Origin of the sequence: Bradyrhizobium sp. SZCCHNRI1009 (assembly GCF_032487575.1) — a bacterium.
GTDB lineage: Bacteria > Pseudomonadota > Alphaproteobacteria > Rhizobiales > Xanthobacteraceae > Bradyrhizobium.
In genome coordinates this window covers 55,591-75,187 of sequence record NZ_JAUEUL010000020.1, presented here as the reverse complement: position 1 = coordinate 75,187, position 19,597 = coordinate 55,591, and the positions used below count along the sequence as shown (strand labels likewise).

The 19,597-nt window shown below is 67.7% G+C and carries 18 protein-coding genes and 1 riboswitch; of the genes, 6 read left to right on the top strand and 12 right to left on the bottom strand.

What is annotated here, in order from left to right:
- Window positions 1–5: 5 nt before the first annotated feature.
- On the top strand, window positions 6–779 hold the full coding sequence (locus QX010_RS26185; protein ID WP_316182774.1) for a cobalt-precorrin-6A reductase: 774 nt from the start codon (window positions 6–8) through the stop codon (window positions 777–779).
- Here the strand turns inward: QX010_RS26185 and cobJ are convergent.
- From cobJ to QX010_RS26145, 8 genes are read right to left on the bottom strand one after another with little or no spacing between them, the layout of a single operon-like run.
- Window positions 743–1,510 (bottom strand): precorrin-3B C(17)-methyltransferase, encoded by a 768-nt coding sequence (gene cobJ / locus QX010_RS26180; protein WP_316182773.1) that lies wholly within the window; start codon window positions 1,508–1,510, stop codon window positions 743–745. The two genes, QX010_RS26185 and cobJ, sit on opposite strands and share 37 nt — an antisense overlap.
- Window positions 1,507–2,265 carry a precorrin-2 C(20)-methyltransferase gene (locus QX010_RS26175; RefSeq protein ID WP_315805130.1) on the bottom strand — a complete coding sequence of 253 codons (759 nt, stop codon included), beginning with the start codon at window positions 2,263–2,265 and terminating at the stop codon, window positions 1,507–1,509. Before QX010_RS26175 ends, cobJ begins: the two co-directional genes overlap by 4 nt.
- A complete protein-coding gene (locus QX010_RS26170) occupies window positions 2,262–2,894 on the bottom strand; it encodes a precorrin-8X methylmutase (protein WP_316182772.1) in 633 nt (210 codons plus the stop codon). Before QX010_RS26170 ends, QX010_RS26175 begins: the two co-directional genes overlap by 4 nt.
- A complete protein-coding gene (gene cobG, locus QX010_RS26165; RefSeq protein ID WP_316182771.1) occupies window positions 2,887–4,158 on the bottom strand; it encodes a precorrin-3B synthase in 1,272 nt (423 codons plus the stop codon). Before cobG ends, QX010_RS26170 begins: the two co-directional genes overlap by 8 nt.
- Entirely contained in the window at window positions 4,155–7,577 is a 3,423-nt protein-coding gene (gene cobN, locus QX010_RS26160) for a cobaltochelatase subunit CobN (RefSeq protein ID WP_316182770.1), read from the bottom strand. The genes cobG and cobN overlap by 4 nt, the downstream gene beginning before the upstream one ends.
- A gap of 9 nt (window positions 7,578–7,586) precedes the next feature.
- On the bottom strand, window positions 7,587–8,624 hold the full coding sequence (cobW, locus tag QX010_RS26155; protein WP_315718434.1) for a cobalamin biosynthesis protein CobW: 1,038 nt from the start codon (window positions 8,622–8,624) through the stop codon (window positions 7,587–7,589).
- A 20-nt stretch (window positions 8,625–8,644) separates the two neighbouring features.
- On the bottom strand, window positions 8,645–9,037 hold the full coding sequence (locus tag QX010_RS26150) for a DUF1636 domain-containing protein (RefSeq protein WP_316182769.1): 393 nt from the start codon (window positions 9,035–9,037) through the stop codon (window positions 8,645–8,647).
- Between the two features lie 3 nt (window positions 9,038–9,040).
- Window positions 9,041–9,673: a HupE/UreJ family protein gene (locus QX010_RS26145; RefSeq protein WP_316182768.1), complete on the bottom strand. Its 633-nt coding sequence runs from the start codon at window positions 9,671–9,673 to the stop codon at window positions 9,041–9,043.
- 118 nt (window positions 9,674–9,791) lie between these two features.
- Window positions 9,792–9,985: riboswitch (cobalamin riboswitch) on the bottom strand.
- Between the two features lie 34 nt (window positions 9,986–10,019).
- On the opposite strand from QX010_RS26145, the gene cobU reads away from it, so the two are divergent.
- Genes cobU through QX010_RS26130 form a run of 3 tightly spaced genes read left to right on the top strand, consistent with a single transcriptional unit; the run spans window position 10,020 to window position 12,679 of the window.
- Window positions 10,020–10,556 carry a bifunctional adenosylcobinamide kinase/adenosylcobinamide-phosphate guanylyltransferase gene (gene cobU, locus QX010_RS26140; RefSeq protein ID WP_316182767.1) on the top strand — a complete coding sequence of 179 codons (537 nt, stop codon included), beginning with the start codon at window positions 10,020–10,022 and terminating at the stop codon, window positions 10,554–10,556.
- A 16-nt stretch (window positions 10,557–10,572) separates the two neighbouring features.
- Complete coding sequence (gene cobO, locus QX010_RS26135; RefSeq protein ID WP_042339416.1) at window positions 10,573–11,181, top strand: cob(I)yrinic acid a,c-diamide adenosyltransferase; 609 nt, start codon at window positions 10,573–10,575, stop codon at window positions 11,179–11,181.
- Between the two features lie 4 nt (window positions 11,182–11,185).
- Window positions 11,186–12,679: a cobyric acid synthase gene (locus tag QX010_RS26130; protein ID WP_316182766.1), complete on the top strand. Its 1,494-nt coding sequence runs from the start codon at window positions 11,186–11,188 to the stop codon at window positions 12,677–12,679.
- On the opposite strand, the gene cbiB is transcribed toward QX010_RS26130, so the two are convergent.
- Window positions 12,666–13,637, bottom strand: coding sequence for an adenosylcobinamide-phosphate synthase CbiB (gene cbiB / locus QX010_RS26125; RefSeq protein ID WP_316182765.1), 972 nt, complete (start codon window positions 13,635–13,637; stop codon window positions 12,666–12,668). The genes QX010_RS26130 and cbiB overlap by 14 nt on opposite strands.
- Before the next feature lie 37 nt (window positions 13,638–13,674).
- Here cbiB and cobD point away from each other — a divergent pair, with 37 nt between their 5' ends.
- Window positions 13,675–14,727, top strand: a complete 1,053-nt coding sequence (gene cobD / locus QX010_RS26120; RefSeq protein WP_316182764.1) for a threonine-phosphate decarboxylase CobD — start codon at window positions 13,675–13,677, stop codon at window positions 14,725–14,727.
- Here the strand turns inward: cobD and cobS are convergent.
- Genes cobS through cobT form a run of 3 tightly spaced genes read right to left on the bottom strand, consistent with a single transcriptional unit; the run spans window position 14,724 to window position 17,088 of the window.
- Window positions 14,724–15,443, bottom strand: coding sequence for an adenosylcobinamide-GDP ribazoletransferase (cobS, locus tag QX010_RS26115; protein ID WP_316182763.1), 720 nt, complete (start codon window positions 15,441–15,443; stop codon window positions 14,724–14,726). The genes cobD and cobS overlap by 4 nt on opposite strands.
- The gene (locus QX010_RS26110) at window positions 15,440–16,033 is read right to left on the bottom strand and encodes a histidine phosphatase family protein (protein WP_316182762.1); all 594 of its coding nucleotides are present in this window, start codon (window positions 16,031–16,033) and stop codon (window positions 15,440–15,442) included. Before QX010_RS26110 ends, cobS begins: the two co-directional genes overlap by 4 nt.
- Window positions 16,033–17,088: a nicotinate-nucleotide--dimethylbenzimidazole phosphoribosyltransferase gene (gene cobT, locus QX010_RS26105; protein WP_316182761.1), complete on the bottom strand. Its 1,056-nt coding sequence runs from the start codon at window positions 17,086–17,088 to the stop codon at window positions 16,033–16,035. The genes QX010_RS26110 and cobT overlap by 1 nt, the downstream gene beginning before the upstream one ends.
- Window positions 17,089–17,231: 143 nt before the next feature.
- Here cobT and QX010_RS26100 point away from each other — a divergent pair, with 143 nt between their 5' ends.
- Window positions 17,232–19,589, top strand: coding sequence for an Orn/Lys/Arg decarboxylase N-terminal domain-containing protein (locus QX010_RS26100; protein ID WP_316182760.1), 2,358 nt, complete (start codon window positions 17,232–17,234; stop codon window positions 19,587–19,589).
- Window positions 19,590–19,597 lie beyond the last annotated feature (8 nt).

The following is a 19,597-nucleotide window of genomic DNA, read 5'->3' as shown; positions in this document are numbered from 1 at the left end:
CCCGCATGCGTATTCTCATTCTTGGCGGGACGACCGAGGCTTCGGAGCTGGCGCGGCTGCTCGCCGGCGACGACCGGTTCGCAGCGACGCTCTCGCTCGCCGGCCGCACCGCCGCGCCCAGACCGCAGCCGCTGCCGACGCGCATCGGCGGCTTCGGCGGCATCGCCGGACTGGAAGCCTGGCTGCGGGATCATGCGATCGACGCCGTCATCGATGCCACGCATCCCTACGCCGACCAGATCTCGCGCCATGCGGTCGCAGCCTGCCATGCGCTGTCGGTGCCGCTGGCGTCGATCCGGCGCGCGGCCTGGCAACGCCAGGCCGGGGACCGCTGGATCGAAGTCGGCAGTGCCGACGACGCGGCTTCCGCGCTCGGAACGGATCCGGCGCGTGTATTCCTCAGTCTTGGCCGCCTGGAGCTCGCAGCCTTCGCAGCAGCCCCGCAGCACCACTACGTCGCGCGAACCATCGACCCGCCTGGCGACGTCGCGTTGCCGCCCGACATTCGCTTCGTCCACGATCGCGGGCCGTTCGACGAGCCGACAGAGCAAGCCTTTCTGACCCAAGAGCGCATCGCCTTTGTGGTATCGAAGAACTCCGGAGGCGCGGCCACGTATCCGAAGATCGCAGCCGCACGGCGGCTCGCGATTCCCGTGGTGATGATCGCAAGACCCGACAAGCCGCATGGCATCGCGCTGGACGGCGCGCGAGCCGCATTGCAGTGGCTGGAGGCACAACTGACTCATGCGCCGCCCTCGACCTCACGGCGCAGCGTATAGACAAACGGCGACTTTCCCTCGCGCGCGATCAGGCGCGTGGCGGTCGATCCGATCAGCACGAGCGTGCGCATGTCCGCCTTGCCGGGATCGACCTCGCCCAAGGTGGTGATGATCCGCCCGACATCACCACTGCCCGCGGCCCGCACCATGACGACGACGGTCGAAGCCGGCTTGATCTGGCGCAGCAGCGCGAACGCCTCGCCCAGCTGATGAGGCCGCGCCTTGGACAGCGGATTATAGAGCGCAATGACGAAATCGGCCGCGGCGGCCGCCTCGAGGCGGCGACGGATGGTCGTCCAGCTCTTGAGATTGTCGGAGAGCGAGATCGCGCAGAAGTCGCCGCCGAGCGGCGCCCCGACCTCAGCCGCGGCCGCCAGCATGGCGGTGACGCCAGGCTCGACGCGGATGTCGAGGTCGCGCCAAGCCGGCGGTCCCGCCTCGACCGCCTCGAACACCGCCGCGGCCATCGCGAACACGCCGGGATCACCGCCCGACACCACCACGACCTGCTTGCCGTCGCGTGCAAGCGCCAGTGCGTGGCGCGCACGGTCGAGCTCGACGCGATTGTCGCTGGCGTGCCGGATCTGGCCCGGACTCGTCGAGGTCACCCTGTCGAGATACGGTCCATAGCCGATCAGATCGGTCGCGCTTGCGATGGCGGCCGCGGCGGCGGGCGTGATCAATTCGGCCCGCCCCGGGCCGACGCCCACGATGGTCAGCATGCCCGTCATAGCCGTCGCCCCTGCCCGGGGATCAGGATCATCGAGAAATAGGGACCGCGGTCCAGCTCCACCTCGGCCAGCGGCGCGACGCGCTGCGCCTCCATCGTGCCGCGCTCGACATAGAGCGCGCGATCGAGCAATCCGGCGCTGATGATCGCGCGCTTCACCTTGGCGAGGTTGCGCCCGACCTTCATGATCACGGCAGCCTCGCAACGCGTCAGCCGATCATGCAGGACGTCCTCGCCCAACGTGCCCGGCAGCACCGAGAGGACGTCGTCGCCCCAGGTGATCGGAACATTGGCCTTTGTCCAGCAGCCGGACATGCCGGTGACGCCCGGCACCACCTCGACCGGATGATCGTGCTCCAGTCGCCGCCACATATGCATGAACGAGCCGTAGAAGAACGGATCGCCTTCCGACAGCAGACCGACCGATCGCCCCGCCGCCAGATGCGCGGTGATGCTGTCCGACGCGCGCCGATAGAAATCGGCGATCTCTGACTGATAGGACGGGTCGGCGACGGGCAGTTCCTCCGTGACCGGATATTCGAGCCGCAGCTCGTGGCGGCCGGCTTCCATCAAGGGCGTCACGATCCGCCGCGCGTTGCCTTCCATGCCGCGCTTGGCAAAGAACGCCACCACATCGACGGACCGGACCAGGCCGGCGGCGCGCAAGGTCAGATAGCGAACGTCGCCCGGACCGACGCCGATGCCGTACAGCGTGCCGGGATGAGCCGAGCCCGCGATGGTGTCTAAGAGGCTCATTCGACGTCGCTCGCGATGGCATTCACCGCCGCGACCGCCATCGCGCTGCCGCCCTTGCGGCCCTTCACGATCAGATACGGCACCCGGCCATCGGCCGCGAGCGCCTCCTTGGACTCCCGCGCTCCAACGAACCCAACCGCCGTCCCGATCACCGCAGCCGGTCGCGGCGCGCCCTGATCGAGCATGTCGAGCAGATGAAACAACGACGTCGGCGCATTGCCGATCGCCACCAGCGCGCCGCCGAGATGCGGCCGCCACAGCTCCAGCGCCGCGGCGGATCGGGTGGTCCCAAGCTTCGCGGCAAGCGCGGGCACCTCGGGTGCCTCGAGCGTGCAGATGATCTCGTTCTTCTCCCGCAGCCGCGCCCGCGTGATCCCCTGCGCCACCATCTTGGCATCGCACAGGATCGGCGCGCCGCGATCGAGCGCCGCCCGCGCCTCCGCGGCGAAATGTTCGGACATCGCGATGTCGGAGGTGATCTCGACCATGCCGCAGGCATGGACGATGCGCACGGCGATCTTCTCTTCCAGTCCCTGGAAGCGCGAAAGGTCGGCCTCGGCGCGGATGGTCGCGAACGAGCGGCGGTAGATCTCCGCGCCGTCCTTGATGTAGTCGCGGAGCTCAGACATCGGCCTTTTCTTTCGTTTCGAACAACCCGTCGCCGTCGATCTCGGCGGGATCGAGCATGCCGCAGGGCTCGCTCTTCACCGTGCCGTGGCGGACGATGTGATAACCTTTGGCCTCGCCGACCAGCACGATGTCGGCAGCCGCCGACCGTGCACAGCCCTTGGCGCAGCCGGAGACGTGCAGCGTGCCGTTGAATCCCGTCCGGGCCATCGCATCGGCGATCATGCGGGCATGCTGCCGCGTCGCCAATTCCGTGGACGGACAGCAGCCGGCGCCCGAGCAGGCGTCGATGCGCATCAGTGGATCGGCGTCGTCGACGACCAGGCCGAGCCGGGCTGCGTCCGCCACCAATTGCCCTGCACTCACGGCGCCCGCGACGACATATAGCGCGCGCCATGGTGACAGGCGGACCTCGGCGACATCATGTGCCGCGAGCACGGCCGTAAGCCGCGCCAGCGCGTCGCTATCGATGCGGCCGAACGGCACGCCGAGACCGACGGCGCAGGTTTGATCCGTGAGAGCAATGACGCCGCAATGTCGCTGCCCCATGGCGGCTGACGGTGGCGCGATGTCGGAAACGTCAAGGTTCAGCTCTGCGCTGACCGCGGCGATCGCGGACGGCGGCAACGTCGCGGAGCGGCGCGTGGGGCTAAGTTGCAGCACCAGCCGCGCGAGGTGAACGGCCGTCGATGCCGCGTCGATCACGGCTGTCGTTCCGAGCCACACGGGATCATCGGAACCCGCAATGCCGACGGCGACACGCCTCCCCCGAGTGCCGCCACAGGCGACGAGACGAACATCCGCGGCGAGCTCCGTCAGCGGCAGCCGGCCGCCGCCGTCCAGCGCAAAGCCGAACTTGGGCGGCAGCGCATGGAGCGTCTGATCCGAGGCCAGCAACGTCTCCAGCTCGGCCGCGACGGGTCGCATGTCGGCCCGTTCGGCCGGGTCGTGTCCCGCCAGCGGATTGACGACGATGTTGCGGATGGCTTCGCGCTCGGCGCTGTCATCGAGCAGGCCGAGTGATGCCATCAGCTCCCACAGAGGCACGAGCGTCTCGGACGATACGCCACGTATCTGCAGATTGGCGCGGCGCGTGAGGTCGATCTCGCCGTTGCCGTAACGCCGCGCGGCCTCGGCAAGCTCGCGCAGCGTCGACACCGGCAGCGCGCCGCCATGCGGCCGGACGCGAACGATCAACCCGTCGCCGCTCGGCATCGGACGCCGCGCGCCCGGACACCAGCCCTTGATCTCGACCGCGGCGCTCACGACACGCTCTCCTTTTGCGTGAGGCGCGCGCGAGCCTGCACGATCTCGTCAGCGACCGCATTGCGGCGCGGCACCCAAAGCCGCCGGCGCAGCGCATCCTCGAACCGCGAGACGATCGCGGCGACGGCCGCAGGATTGCGCGCGACCATGCCGTCCAGCACAGCTTCGTCACGCAGCAGCGCGCCATGCGCCAGATCGAACAGGTGCTCGGCGACGGCATCGGAGGTGGCCGCAAAGGCATAGAGCGCGTCGACGCCCTGCGCGATCTCGGCCACGCCGCGATAGCCGTGAGCGAGCATTCCGTTGATCCACCGCGGATTGGCGAGACGGCCGCGGACCACGCGGGCAATCTCCTCGCTGAAGCTCCGCGCCGTCGGCGCCTCCGGACGGCTGGTGTCGAGATGCAGCAGCGCGGGCGACGCGCCAAGCGACGCTGCGGCGGCGGCAAAACCTCCGGCGAAATCGGCGACCTCCTCGCCATCGAGCAGGTCGCGCTCACGATCGTCCTGCGGATGCACGAGGGCATCGGCGCTGCGGACGCGGGCGCGAAACGTGTCGGAGGCCGACACGCCGTCATGCGCTCCGCCGAAACTGTAAGCGGTGCTCTCAAGATACGCCTCGCCGAGCTGCGACCGGCTCGTCCAGTCCATCCCGAGCGCGAGATCGGCGGCAACGGCGCCGTAGCTGCCGGGCGCGCCGCCGAACACGCGCGCCAGGCTCTCGCCACGCCGCCGGGCCGCGGCCAGCGGATTGTCGGCATCGTCCTCGTCGAGCGCCGCCACCTTCTGCACGGCGAGATCGAACAGCGCGATCTGCGCTTCGAACAGGTCGCGGAACAGCCCCGAGATCCGCAGCGTCGCATCGATGCGCGGGCGATCGAGCATCGCCAACGGCAGCACATCGACGCCCGTGACGCGATTGGAGTTGAGATCCCAGCGCGGCCGCACGCCGAGATAAGCCAAGGCCTGGGCCAGATCGTCACCGCCGGTACGCAGCGATGCTGACGCCCAGAGATCGAGCATGAGCGCGCGCGGATAGTCGCCATGGTCCTGCAGATAGCGCCGGATCACCTCGTCGGCGGCGCGCTGGCCAACCAGAGCCGCAGTGCGGGTCGGAATCGCGCGCGGGTCGATCGCGGTCAGATTGCGGCCCGTGGGCAGCACGTCGAGACGGCCGCGGCTCGGCGCGCCGGCGGGACCGGCGGCGACGCGCCGGCCATCGAGCGCGGCGAGCAACGCGCTGCGCTCGGCCGCCGCGCTCCCGTCAATCCGGGCTGCGATGTCGGCGCGATCGATAGTTGCTGCCGCCTGTCCCGCGGCCGCAATGATCGCATCGGCCAACAGGCCGGTCGCCGCCGTGTCGGGCGCCTGCCCGAACACGTGCAGGCGGTCACGCACCGCGAGCTCCTTGATGTCGCAGAGCTGCGCATCGAGCTGCGCGATCGCCTCGCGTCCGGCCATGGCACGGTCGAGCCCGCAATCGGCGGCCAAGCCGCTCTGCCAGGCCCGCGCGACGATCTCCTCCTCGAGCAGCTTCAAGCGGCGTTTGTCGAGACCATCCGCCTCGGCATACTCCTCGACCAGCCCCTCCAGCTCCAGCAAGGGTCCGTGCAGGCCGGCATGCGACAGCGGCGGCGTCAGATGCCCGAGCGTCAGTGCCGACAACCGCCGCTTGGCCTGCATCGCTTCGCCGGGATTGTTGACGATGAAGGGGTAGATCACCGGCAACGGGCCCAGCACGGCCTCCGGCCAGCACGCGCTCGAGAGCGCCAGCGCCTTGCCCGGCAGCCATTCCAGCGTGCCATGCGCACCCAGATGAATCAGCGCATCGATCCGCTCGGCCTCACGAAGATGCGCGTAGAGCGCGACGAAAGCGTGCCGCGGCGGCACGCTGGTGTCGTGATAGCCGGACTTGCGGTCGGCGCGATGGCCACGATCCGGCTGCAACAAAATCAGCAGTTTTCCTGTACGCAGCACCGGGAAACGGAACGCGCCATCCCGGAATGCCGGGTCGACATCTGCCTCTCCCCAGGTGTCGTGCAAGGCGCGCTGCAGATCATCCGGCAACAGCGCCAGTGCGGACTGATAGGCTGCGAGCGGCACGACGAGCTCATCTGCCTGGTCCCGCAGCAGCGCTTCGATGTCGTCGGCGATCGGCGCTGCGCGGCCGATGTCGTACCCGCTGTCCGCCAACAGCCGCGCGATCGCGGCCGCGCTTGCGCTGGTGTCGAGCCCGACCGCATAGCCACGGCGGCCGCCGCGCGCCGGATAATCGGACAGCACCAGCACCACGCGCCGTTCGCTGGCCGGCAGCGCGCGCAATTGCGCCCATCGCGCCGCGAGCCGGGCGACGTAAGCAATACGGTCGTGTTGAGGCACATAACGCATCGCGCTGAACTGCAGACGCTCGTCCGCCGGCGCCTCACCCTTGAACGCAATCGGGCGCGCCAGCAGTCGGCCGTCGAGCTCCGGCAGCACGACATTCATCGCAAGGTCCGTCGGCGACAGTCCACGCGCCGAGGAAGCCCACGCGTCCTCGGTGCTCTGCGCCTGGATGATCTGCAGAACCGGCGCGTCCGCGAGGTCGAGCGCCGTTGTGCCGTCCTCGCGCTGCGCCGAGAACGCGGTCGCGTTCAAGATGACCGCAGGACGCCGGTGCCGGACCAGTCGCACCAGCGCATCGTCGATGCTGGGATCCTTCAGGCTGGTTACCGCGACCGCGACGGCCGCCAGCCCTTCGGCTTCGATCGCCCGCATCAATTCTGCAATCCCGGCCGTATCGGCAGCAAGCAGGCTCGCACGGTAGAACACGATCAGCGCAGTCGGCCGCGCATCAGCGTGGCTGCAGAGGTCATCGATGCCGACCGCGCCGTGATCGCGCGTAAAGCCGACGATGGAGCCGAGCGCGAGCGGCTCGCCAAACGGCACGTCACAGCCAAGCAGGCTCGCGAGATAATGCAGCGCCTCGCGCGCATTGCCGACGCCGCCCTCGTGCAGATAGCCATAGAGCCGCGACGTCGCGTCGTGCGGCAAGGTCGAGAGCGCATCGAGCCGGTCGTCGGCGCGATCATCGCCCGGCAGTGCCGCGAACAGAATGTTGCGGCTGCGGCAGGCCGACGCGATGCGCTCCAGCCCGTAGCGCCAATAGTCGAGCCCGCCGAGACAGCGCACGACGACGGCGCGCGCGCCGAGCACGACGCGATCGACATAGAGATCGACCGACATCGGATGCTTCAGCCGCTTCAGGCTGGCGAGGCGCAGGCTGGGCAGCTCGGTCGACGTCGCGGTCCAGGCTTCGGCCAACGCCGACAGGTCGGTGTCCGAGAACGACAGCACGACGATCTCGGCCGGCGACTGCGCAAGATCCACGGCCTGTTCGAGGTCGTCGAGATCCCCGCCCGTTGTCGCCAGCAGGTGCATCGGTGACGCCTACCCTGTGATCAGGCTCTGGATGGCGGCGGCATCGAGGCCGCGCTCGCCGATGATCACCAACCGCCCCTGCCGCGATTCGCCCGAGCGCCACGGGCGCTCGAACTGGTGCTGAATGCGGCTGCCCACGGCCTGCACCAGGAGGCGCAGCGGCTTGCCGGCAACTTCCACGAACCCTTTCACCCGCAAGACATCATGCGCATCGACGGCGGCCGCGATGCGGTCGACGAGCGCATCGGGCGAGGCCTGCGCCGGGACGTCGAGCACGAAGCTCTCAAAATCGTCGTGATCATGCTCGGCCTCGTTGTCGTGATGCGACGGCCGGGCGGCGAGATCATCCTCCGCCGCGGCGCCGAGCCCGAGCAGCACCGACGCCGACAGCCTGCCATGCTCGGTCGCGATCACCTTGACGGCGCGCTGCACCTTGGCGGCAATCTCGGCGGCGACATCCTTGCGCTGCTCCTCGCTCATCAGATCGCTCTTGTTCATCACGACGAGATCGGCGCACAGCAGCTGGTCCTCGTAGACCTCCTCCAGCGGGTTGTCGTGATCGAGCGAGGCATCGGTGGCGCGCTGCGCCGCGAGCGCTTCCGGATCGTCGGCGAAGCGGCCCGCAACCACCGCCGGGCCGTCGACGACCGCCACGACGCCGTCGACCGTGACACGCGTCGCGATCTCGGGCCAGTTGAAGGCCTGCACCAGCGGCTTCGGCAGCGCCAGCCCCGAGGTCTCGATCACGATATGCTCCGGCGGCTCCTTCTGATCCAGCAGGCTCCTGAGCGCGGGCACGAAATCGTCGGCGACGGTGCAGCACAGACAGCCGTTCGACAGCTCGACGATGCGATCCTCCGGACAGTCCGGCACGCCGCAGCCCTTCAGGATGTCGCCGTCGATGCCGACGTCGCCGAACTCGTTGACGATGATGGCGAGCCGGCGGCCGTTCGCGGTCTCGATCAGATTGCGCACCAGCGTCGTCTTGCCGGCGCCGAGAAAACCGGTGACGATGGTGCAAGGCGTCTTGGCGAACGACTTCGTCATGGCGATACGATCTCTCGGTTTCAGCGTGGCGCCGACAGCGCAGGCACGCGCGCGACGGTGTTCTTGCGGATGTATTCCGGGCGCTCGCGCCAGGCCGGCAGGCCCGCATCATGGCGCTGATGCAGCTGCGCGAATGCCAGCACATCCCGCGCATGCAGATCCGGATCGAGCGCGCCGAGCACATAGGTCCATTTGCCCGGCGCTGTCACCGCAACCGTGCACGCACGATTGCAGTTCGACAGGCACTCGACACCGACAACGGTGACGCCGGCGCGCTGCGCGGCCGGCACCGTCTCGATGGCTGCGAGCAAACGGGCACCGGCCCGCGGCTCGTCCGGCGGCGCAGCTTCAGGCGCCTGCGTGCGGCAGGTGACGCAGACGAACAGCGTCGTCTCTCCAGTCGATGCGATCATCAATCAGCCGATCACGCCGGCGGCCGTTGCGGCGGCAACGCCGCCCACCAGCACGATGGCAGCGCCCGCGAGCCGCAGCGCCAGCGGCGCAGCCGCCTTGGCCTTCGCCGACAGCAGCCTGGTGCCGAGGAACGCACCGGCCGCGATGACGGTCTGGATCACGAGCAGCCCGGCGAGATAGGCTCCTAGCGGAGAGTTCTCGGCGCCGACGATCGATTCACCCAGCGCATATCCGTGGACGAGGCCGGTCACGGCGAACAGGCCGGCAACCGGCAACACGCCGAAACGCCCACGCATCACCACCACCAGCCCAACCACGGCGGTGGTCAGGCCGACCAGCAGCTCGGCAGCGGGGATGTTGGCCTTGGCCACATGCAGGCCGACGCCCGCGATCATCGCGGTGGTGAAGGCGAGCACCGGCGCGAAGCCGCGGCCCAGAAGAGCTGCAACGATGCCTGCGCCCACGATCGCCGCGAGATGGTCGATTCCGATGATGGGATGGCCGAGGCCGGACAGCATCCCCTGCGCAAACGTCTGCGGCAGCTTGCCGCCCATCATGTGATGCGCGAAGGCGGGATCGGCGGCGAGCAGCAACAGGCTCGCGGCTGCAAAGGTCGTGGTACGGGTCAACTTCATGGCCGTCTCCGTCGCTTGCCGGCTCCCCAGAGGACCGGACGATGCGCTGCATCCGACGGCATCCCGCCCATCCCGGCGGGATCAGAACCAGCATCGCGACTCCCCGCGCGACGGGTCGGCCAACAGCAATGTCGACGGCAGGTCTCCTGGCTCTCGGGTCGCTGCATCAGGCCACCTTCCCGGTTTCCCAGTGGTGTCTTGGCCTCACACTCGCCGATTACAGTTGCGGGGGCAGCCACGGCCTTGGGTCAAGAACCCGCACCGTGTTCCCTAAATCTCTCCTTTCGGAGAACCGTCATCTGTTAGATACGGGTCGCGCCAAAGCCCGTCAATCGGAATCGTCCCCATGGCCCCTGCCCCGCCGCACCCCGTCCTGCCGCGCCTGACGCTGGTGCTCGGCGGCGCGCGCTCGGGCAAGAGCCGCCATGCCGAGGCGCTCGTCACCGCCCTTCCGCCGCCCTGGACCTATGTTGCGACGGCGCAGGCGTTCGACGCCGAAATGACCGACCGGATCGCCCAGCACAAGGCGCGCCGCACCGAGGGATGGCAGACGCTGGAGACCTCGCATGATCTACCTAGCCTCGTCCGGGCAAGCGGAGATTCGGGCACGCCCATGCTGATCGATTGCCTGACGCTCTGGCTCAGCAATGTGATGCTCGCCGACATGGACGTGCCGGCCAGATGCGCCGAGTTGATCGACGCGCTCAGGAGCGCGAATGGCCCCATCGTGGCCGTGTCCAACGAAGTCGGGCTGGGCATCGTGCCGGACAATGCGCTGGCGCGCGCCTTTCGCGACGCCCAGGGTCGACTGAACCAGGACGTCGCGGCCGTGGCCGATCGCGTGATCCTGATGGCGGCAGGACTGCCGCTGACTTTGAAGTGACAAGGAGAACATGCCCGTGACCGAAAGCGCCGACGATTCCCGCCACAAGGCGAAGATGGAGAACCGCAAGGCGGTGCAGGATGCCGAGGTCGCCTCCAAGACCGTGGAGAAGGGCCTGCTCATCGTTCACACCGGCAAGGGCAAGGGCAAATCGACGGCGGCGTGGGGCCTGATGCTGCGCGCGATCGGCCGCGGCTTTCGCATCGGCGTCGTGCAATTCGGCAAGGGCGCGTGGGAGACCGGCGAGCGCAAGGCCATCGAGACGTTCGGCGACCAGGTGTCGTGGCACACGCTCGGCGAAGGTTTTACGTGGGAAACCCAGGATCGCGCGCGCGACGTCGCCGCGGCCGAGCGCGCCTGGGCCAAGGCAAAGGAGCTGATGGCGGATCCGTCGATCCGGCTGCTCGTTCTCGATGAGCTCAACATCGCGCTGCGCTACGATCATCTTGATATCGCCGACGTCGTCGCCACGCTCGCAGGGCGCCGTCCCGATCTGCACGTCGTCGTCACCGGCCGCAACGCCAAGCCGGAGCTGATCGAGGCCGCCGATCTCGTCACCGAGATGAACCTCGTGAAGCATCATTTCGCGGCCGGCGTGAAGGCGCAGGAAGGCATCGAGTACTAGGCTCATGAGCGCGCGCGCCATCATGTTCCAGGGCACCGGCTCCGACGTCGGCAAATCGCTGATCGTCGCTGGGCTCGCGCGTGCGCTGACCTTGCGCGGCCTGAAAGTGGCGCCGTTCAAGCCGCAGAACATGTCGAACAACGCCGCCGTCACCACGGATGGCGGCGAGATCGGCCGCGCCCAGGCGCTGCAGGCGCGCGCCGCGCGGCGGCCGATGACGGTGCACATGAACCCGGTGCTGCTGAAGCCGCAGAGCGAGATCGGGTCGCAGGTCGTGGTGCAGGGCCGCGTCATCGGCAACGCCAAGGCGTCGGCCTATCAGGCGATGAAGCCGCAATTGATGAAAGCGGTGCTCGAGAGCTTTCACCATCTGGCTGCTGATGCTGACATCGTGCTGGTCGAAGGCGCCGGCTCCGCCTCCGAGATCAACCTGCGCGCCGGCGATATCGCCAACATGGGCTTTGCCCAGGCGGCGCAGATTCCGGTGGTGCTGATCGGCGACATCGACCGCGGCGGCGTCATTGCGAGCCTGGTCGGCACCCAGGCGGTGATCGCGCCCGCGGATGCCGCACGCATCGCGGGTTTCCTCGTCAACAAGTTCCGCGGCGATCCGGCGTTATTCGCGTCGGGCATCAACGAGATCGCGCAGCGGACGGGCTGGACGTCGCTCGGGCTCATTCCGCATTTTTCCGATGCGCGCCGCCTGCCCGCCGAGGATGCGCTCGGACTGGCTGAACGCGGATCATCGGAAGGACGCAGGCCGAAGGTCGTCATCCTCGCCTATCCGCACATCTCCAATTTCGACGAGTTCGATCCGTTACGGCTGGAGGACGGAATCGACCTGCAGTTCCTGCGCCCGGGCACGCCGATTCCTGGCGACGCATCCATCGTGATCCTGCCGGGCTCGAAGGCGACGATCGCCGATCTCAGCGCCCTGCGTGACGCCGGCTGGGACATCGATCTCATCGCGCATCTGCGCCGCGGCGGCCGCGTGCTCGGCATCTGCGGCGGCTATCAGATGCTCGGACGCATGATCAGCGATCCCGACGGACACGAGGGGGCATCTGGTTCTGTCACGGGACTTGGGCTGCTTGACGTCGAAACGACCCTGACCGACGACAAGGCGTTGCGCGAGGTCCAGGGCACGCTGATGGACGGTCAATTGTCGTTTCACGGCTACGAGATGCATATCGGCCGCACCGAGGGACTGGCGACACAGCGCCCCTTCCTGACCTTCTCCGATGGCCGGCGCGATGGTGCCATCACGGCCGATGGCCTGGTTGCCGGCTGCTACGTACATGGCCTGTTCGCCGACGACGGCCTGCGTAGCCACTGGCTGCGCGGCCTCGGCTCGACGACGAGCGGCCTCTCTTATGAGACCGATGTGGACACAACGTTGGATGCACTCGCGGCGCATCTCGAGCGCTACGTCGACGTTGATCGTATCCTGGCATTGGCGAGCAAACCCGCGCCCCCCGTGGCGACTACAGGATCCTGACCAGGACGAGGCCTGCGACGACCGCCGCCTGAACCAGACACGCCAGCCGATACAGCCGCAGGGCACGCCGGATGTCGGACGCGTCGAGATCGGCGCGCCCGTCTCCCATCCAGGCGTCGGTGACGAGATGCCCGTGATAGACGCGCGGTCCTGCCAGGCGCAATCCAAGCGCACCGGCCATCGCCGCTTCCGGCCAGCCGGCATTGGGCGAACGATGCTTCGATGCATCGCGTGCAACGTCTCGCAGTGCGGCCGAAGCCGAGGCGTTGGGGATGCAGACCGCAGCGGCTGCGATCCACAGCGCGGACAGGCGCGAGGCCGGCAAGTTGACGAGATCATCGAGCCGCGCCGCCGCCCAGCCGAATGCGCGGTGACGGTCAGAGAGATGACCGATCATGCTGTCGGCGGTGTTGAGAGTCTTGTAGATCAGGATGCCTGGAAGACCGCCGATGACGAGCCAGAACAGCGGCGCAACGATACCATCGGAGAAGTTCTCAGCCAGGCTCTCGACCGCAGCCCGCGCGACGCCGGCTTCATCCAGCCGCTCGGGATCGCGGCCGACAATCATCGCCACGGCCCGGCGGCCGCCGTCGAGTCCCTGCTGCTCCAACCCCTCTGCGACCGCGGCGACATGCGTATCGAGACTGCGCTGGGCCAGCAGGCTGCTTGCCGCCACACCAAGGATGATGGTTGCAACCGGCTCGCCGACGAGCGCCTGCACGACCCATGTTGCAATGAGGCCGGTGGCCATCATCCCGACGACGAGCAGGCACACGAGCGCAATGCCGCGCGCGCGTCGTGCGGCAAAGCTGTCTGCTGCCCTGTTCCAGCGGCGGTCCCCCCATGCTATCAGCGCGCCCATCCACATCACGGGATGTCCGATCCGCTGCACCAGCACCTGGGGATAGCCGACCGCCGCCTCGACGAGGAGCGCCGTGAGCGCGAGAGAGACGAACATCGATCTCCGCTGAAGGAAAGGCATGTAAAGGAACGAGATGGACGACAGAGCGACTAGCACGCATAAGGATGAGCCGGAAGCGATCCTTCACGGCGGCGATCTCGCTGCGGTCAGCCGTCTCTACCCGGACGCACCGCTGCCGTGGATCGATCTGTCGACCGGCATCAATCCGATCCCTTACCCCGTGCCGACGGTCCCGGCTGAGAGCTGGACACGGTTGCCCAGCAAGCCCGACGAGGACGCGCTGCTGTCCGTTGCCGCTGCACGGTACCGCCTGCGGACACCCGCATCGATTGTTGTGGCCGCAGGCACCCAAGCGCTGCTGCAGATTCTGCCGCGCCTGCGCGCTTCAAGTTCGGTCGCTGTGTTTGCGCCGACCTACGAAGAACATGAGCTCTGCTGGCGCCGCTGCGGTCACCGAGTGCGTTTGGTCGACAAGGTCGATGCGCTGGCGGAAGCAGACGTCGCCATTGTGGTCAACCCGAACAATCCCACTGGACGATTGCTGCCACGCGCCACGCTCCACTTGCTCGGCGTGACGCTCGCGCGTCGCAACGGCCTGCTTGTGGTAGACGAAGCTTTTGCTGATTTCTGTCCCGTGGAGGCGAGCCTGATTCCGAACTTGCCACCAGCCACTCTGGTGTTGCGATCGTTCGGAAAGGCTTACGGCCTGGCAGGATTGAGGCTCGGCTTTGCCATAACTTCCCAGGACCTGGCCGATCAATTGCGCCGTGCGCTGGGTCCATGGGCCGTGTCTGGACCTGCGCTTGCGATAGGTTCGATTGCTCTGGCTGACGACCAATGGCTGCGGGACGCACGCGTGAGGCTGGTGTCCGACGGACAACGGCTCGATACGATGCTGACCGCGTCCGGCTGCCAAATTCACAGCCTCGGTTCCAGGGCTCTTGGCGGAACACCCCTGTTCAGGCTGGTCGAGAACGCGAATGCTGCCGCATTGGCCGAGCGGCTCGCCCGGCATGGCATCCACGTCCGGCGTTTTCCGGCTCAGCCAAACTGGCTGCGTTTCGGCCTTCCAGGCGACGCGTCCGAATGGCAGCGGCTGGCGCAGGCGCTCGGCGGCGCCTTCTAGCCGAGCACGCAGGCGGCAAGCAGCAGCGTTTCCGTGACCTCGATGCTGGCGCCATGGCAATCACCAGTGATGCCGCCGAGCCGCCATTGCCAATAGAATGCGACCGCCGGCAGGAGCACGATGGCGAGCAGCGTCGGGACCGCGCCGGCCAGCGCGGCGATCACGAGCACGCCGCCCCACGCGATAATGACATTCCAACCGACGCTGTTCGCGACGCTCGCGCCGAGCCCCGGCTTCAGCGACAGCAGCGTCTTGGTGCAGACCAGCGTTCCCAGCCGTGCCCAAGCCGGGATCAGCAGCAGCACCCAGGCCGTCGGGCCCGTGGCCAGCTCGGCGATCAGCACCAGCTTGGCGGCGATCTGAAGCGATATCGCGACCACGGCGAAGCTGCCGGCATGGGGATCGCCGAGCACGGCGATGAAGCGTTCAGGCTTGCCATGCGCGGCGCCGAACGCATCAGCGACGTCGCCGAGCCCATCGAGATGCAGCGCGCCGGTGATCCAGATCCAGGCGACCAGCACGGCCAGCGCGACGATCCACGGATCGGCCTCATGAAAAAGGCGGGCGATCAGCGCCAGACAGGCGCCAATCACCAGTCCCGCGGCCGGAAACCAGACCGACGCCCGCGCAAGATCGTCCGGTCGCGACTCCGCGACGCGTGGGGTCGGCAGCCGCGTCAGGAACTGCAATGCAATCCAGAATTCACGAAGCGTCATGGCTGAATGATCTCGACGATTTCGCCCCAAGCTACACCATCATCGCCCTGCCCGGCTTCGAGCGTGATCCGCGTGCCGGGACAGATACGGAGGCTCCATAGCTGGCGCAGCGGCCAGCCAAGCAGATGCGACAACGCGGCACGCATGGCGCCGCCATGCGTCACCACCAGAACCGGCGCAGACTCGGACTTTGCCAGAATGCGATCAGTCGCGCGCGTGACACGCGCTCGCAGATCGACCCAGCTCTCACCGCCCGGTGCCCGGACTGTGGGATCGGCATGAAAGGCGTCGAGCAAGCCTTCACCCCCGGACTCGGCGGCGATGTCACGGCGGCTTCGCCCGTCCCAGCGCCCGAAATCGAACTCGCTCCAATCCGCGTCGATGTTCAGCGCGCAGCCGGTCTGACGCGCATAATCCTCCGCTGCCGCACGTGCGCGCGCCAACGGCGAGCTGACGACGCTGCGCCAGATCCGGCTCTGCGTCTGCCGCCGGAATTGATCCCAGCCGGATTCGCTGAGCGGCGGATCGGTGCGGCCATCGAGATGGCCATCCCGCCCCGTCGTCCCGTGCCGCAGCAGATCGATCCGCATCAGGACTTGGCTCCCGAGACGGCGGCCTCCGCGAAGGTCGCCATGCCCCCGTGGAGCGCGCAGGCCAGCCGGATGATCGGCAGCGCGGTGGCGGCGCCCGAGGCCTCGCCGAGCCGCAGATCGAGGTCGATCAGAGGACGGGCGCCGAGCACGTCGAGCACGATGGCGTGGCCGCGTTCGGCCGAGCGGTGCGAGAACAACAGCCACGGACGGCAGGACGGATTGAGGCGGACGGCAACCAGCGCCGCGACCGAGACGATGAAGCCGTCGACCAGCACCGGCCAGCGCCGCTGCGCGGCGGCTACGATCGCGCCGGCCATCGCGATGATCTCGAAGCCGCCGACCGCTTTCAGGATGTCCGCGACGGCCGCTCCCGCCGTGAGCCCGTGTCGCCGCAATGCGTCGGCGATCACCGCGGCCTTCCTGGCCCGCCCGTCGGCGTCGAGCCCGGTGCCGCTGCCGACGGTGTCCGCAGGCGCACAGGACAGCAGCGCTGCGGCGATCGCTGCCGCCGACGTCGTGTTGCCGATCCCCATCTCGCCGAAGATCACGAGTTGCGGCGCGTGATCGGCCTGCCGCAGCACCGCGCGCCGTCCGGCTTCCACCGCGAACGCAACCTCCTCCGGCGTCAGCGCCGCCTCGGTGCTGAAATCGCGGGTGCCGCGCCGTGGCTTGTCGACGACGACGCCGGGCACCGGCTCATGCGCCAGCGTCCCGACGTCGACCACCTCAAGCGGGCAGCCCAGGCTGCGCGCCAGCACCGAGATCGCCGCACCACCGGCCGCGAAGTTGTGCAGCATCTGCACCGTCACTTCCGGCGGATAGGCCGACACGCCCTGCGCCGCGATGCCGTGATCCCCTGCGAACAGCACCACCGGGACCCTGTCGGCCCCCGGCCGTTCCAGGGCCTGCAGCGCCGCCAGTTCGACCGCCACCTGCTCCAATCGCCCAAGGGCGCCAAACGGCTTGGTCAACTGCGCCTGGCGTTCCAGCGCCGCCTGCCGATGGAGTTCGGACGGGGCCGCACAATCAAGGCTGATCCATTCAGGAAGCACCGCGGATCCTTTCAGCGTCACTCGGGTTCGGGACGATTGCCACCGCGAGACGGCCGAGACAAGCTCCGTGAGTGCCCGATTGTCATTGAACCGTCATCGAACGTGACGACAGGTGGCTGCCCCACCCAGCCCGAAAGACGCTCATGGATTACTTCCGCCGCTTCACCTTCCTGTTCGCCGCGCCCGTGTTCGAGACCGACGATCTCGCCGGCGTCCGCTTCAACCAGATCATTGAGGAGATCCAGCGCTCGGGCTTCGAGGTGGTGCGCGCCCGCAAGCTGGAGGACGCCGAGATCGCGGTGCAGACGGATGCCGCGATCGGCTGCATGGTCGTCGATTGGGGCAAGAAGGGCCTGGAAGGCAAGACGGCGTCGCTGATCAACCTGATGCGCCGGCGCGGTCTGGACTTCCCGATCATCCTCCTGATTCGGCGCAAGCGCTTCGAGGACCTGCCGGTCGAGGTGCTCGATTTCATCGACGGCTATGTCTTCCTCTCCGAGGAGACGCCCGCCTTCATCGCCAAGAACCTGATCAGCCGGCTGAAGCAATATGCCGAGACGCTGAAGACGCCGTTCTTCGGCACGCTGGTCGACTATGCCGAGGAAGGCAACCAGCTCTGGACCTGTCCCGGACACAATGGCGGCGTGTTCTACAGCCGCAGCCCGATCGGCCGGATCTTCGTCGAGCATCTCGGCGAAGCCGTATTCCGCGACGACCTTGACAATTCCGTGCTCGATCTCGGTGATCTCCTGACCCATGAGGGACCGGCGCTGCGCGCGCAGAAGGAAGCGGCGCAAATCTTTGGCGCCGAGAAGACCTATTTCGTCCTCAACGGCACCTCGACCTCCAACAAGGTCGTGTTGGGGGCCTTGGTCACCGATGGCGACCTCGTGCTCTTCGATCGCAACAACCACAAGGCCGCCCATCATGGCGCGCTGCTGATTTCGGGCGGCGTCCCGATCTACGTCCCGACAGTCCGCAACCCCTGGGGTCTGATCGGCCCGATGCGCTGGGACCTGCTCGACGAGGAGCACCTGCGGCAACAGATCCGGGACAACCCGCTGGTCAAGGATCCCGACGCCTGGCGCAAGCCGCGCCCGTTCCGTGTCGCAGTGGTCGAGCAGTGCACCTATGACGGGACGATCCACAGCGCCGAGATGATCCTCAAGCGGATCGGGGATCTCTGCGAGTACATCATGTTCGACGAGGCCTGGGCAGGCTTCATGAAGTTCCACCCGCTCTATGCCGGCCGCTTCGCGATGGGCCTGTCCGAACTCGGGCCGGACGCGCCGGGCATCATTGCCACGCAATCGACCCACAAGCAGCTCGCGAGCTTCTCCCAGGCCTCGCAGATCCACGTCAAGGACCGCCACATCAAGGGGCAGCGGCGGCGGATCGAGCATCGGCGCTTCAACGAGAGCTTCATGCAGCACGCCTCGACATCGCCGTTCTATCCGCTGTTCGCCTCGCTGGACGTCGGCGCGCAGATGATGAAGGGCCGCTCCGGCGAGGTGCTGTGGGACGACACGATCCGGCTCGGCATCGAATTGCGCAAGAAGATCCGGGCGATGCGCAGGGAATTCGAGGAGAAGGAGAAGGATCCGGCACGGCGCTGGTTCTTCGAGCCGTTCGTTCCGGATCGCGTCTCGATTCCCGATGCGGCCAATCCCGGAGCCAGCCACGATGTGGCCTGGGAGGCGATCTCGACCGACCAGCTCGCAACCGACGCGTCCCTCTGGCAGCTCGCGCCCGGGGCGGCATGGCACGGCTTTCCGGATCTCGCCGCCGGCTTCACGATGACCGATCCGAACAAGCTGACCCTGCTGACCCCAGGCTTCGATCGCGCCACCGGAGGCTATGCCGACCACGGCATCCCGGCGCCGATCGTCGCGCAATATCTGCGCGAGAACCGCATCGTGGCGGAGAAGAACGACCTCAACTCGCTGCTGTTCCTGCTGACGCCGGGCGTCGAGGCCAGCAAGGCCGGAACCCTGATCAGCGGCCTGGTCGCCTTCAAGCGGCTCCACGACGACAACGTGCTGCTGGAGGACGCCATTCCGGAGTTCACCCGGAAGCGCTTTGCGCGCTACGGCAAGCTGCGGCTGCGCGACCTCTGCGGCGAGATGCATCGGTTCTATCGCGAGGCCGAGGTGAGCGCGCTGCAGGCAAAGCAGTTCCAGCCGCAGCATTTGCCGGAGATCGCGATGTCGCCGCGCGAGGCAGCGCGTGCACTGATGCGCAACGAGGTCGATTACCTGCCGATCGACCAGATCGCCGGGCGCGTTGCGACGACGCCGTTCGTGGTCTATCCGCCGGGCATCGCTACCATCGTTCCGGGCGAGCGGCTCTCCGCGCGCGCCCAGCCGATGATCGATTACCTCAAGATGTTCGAGCGGGCGTTCAACGCCTATCCCGGCTTCGACGTCGAGATCCAGGGGCTGTACAAGGAGCTCGACGAGTCCGGCCGGATCCGGCTCCATACCTATGTCTGCGCAGAGTAATTCGAACC

Coding starts and splice junctions, on each gene's coding strand:
- QX010_RS26110 (WP_316182762.1), bottom strand. CDS start 16,033: ATGCGGATCGATCTGCTGCGGCACGGGACGACGGGGCGGGATGGCCAT.
- QX010_RS26170 (WP_316182772.1), bottom strand. CDS start 2,894: ATGTCTGAGCTCCGCGACTACATCAAGGACGGCGCGGAGATCTACCGC.
- QX010_RS26145 (WP_316182768.1), bottom strand. CDS start 9,673: ATGAAGTTGACCCGTACCACGACCTTTGCAGCCGCGAGCCTGTTGCTG.
- cobJ (WP_316182773.1), bottom strand. CDS start 1,510: ATGACGGGCATGCTGACCATCGTGGGCGTCGGCCCGGGGCGGGCCGAA.
- cbiB (WP_316182765.1), bottom strand. CDS start 13,637: ATGTTCGTCTCTCTCGCGCTCACGGCGCTCCTCGTCGAGGCGGCGGTC.
- cobU (WP_316182767.1), top strand. CDS start 10,020: ATGGCCCCTGCCCCGCCGCACCCCGTCCTGCCGCGCCTGACGCTGGTG.
- cobW (WP_315718434.1), bottom strand. CDS start 8,624: ATGACGAAGTCGTTCGCCAAGACGCCTTGCACCATCGTCACCGGTTTT.
- cobD (WP_316182764.1), top strand. CDS start 13,675: ATGGACGACAGAGCGACTAGCACGCATAAGGATGAGCCGGAAGCGATC.
- QX010_RS26150 (WP_316182769.1), bottom strand. CDS start 9,037: ATGATCGCATCGACTGGAGAGACGACGCTGTTCGTCTGCGTCACCTGC.
- QX010_RS26100 (WP_316182760.1), top strand. CDS start 17,232: ATGGATTACTTCCGCCGCTTCACCTTCCTGTTCGCCGCGCCCGTGTTC.
- QX010_RS26175 (WP_315805130.1), bottom strand. CDS start 2,265: ATGAGCCTCTTAGACACCATCGCGGGCTCGGCTCATCCCGGCACGCTG.
- cobN (WP_316182770.1), bottom strand. CDS start 7,577: ATGCACCTGCTGGCGACAACGGGCGGGGATCTCGACGACCTCGAACAG.
- QX010_RS26130 (WP_316182766.1), top strand. CDS start 11,186: ATGAGCGCGCGCGCCATCATGTTCCAGGGCACCGGCTCCGACGTCGGC.
- QX010_RS26185 (WP_316182774.1), top strand. CDS start 6: ATGCGTATTCTCATTCTTGGCGGGACGACCGAGGCTTCGGAGCTGGCG.
- cobS (WP_316182763.1), bottom strand. CDS start 15,443: ATGACGCTTCGTGAATTCTGGATTGCATTGCAGTTCCTGACGCGGCTG.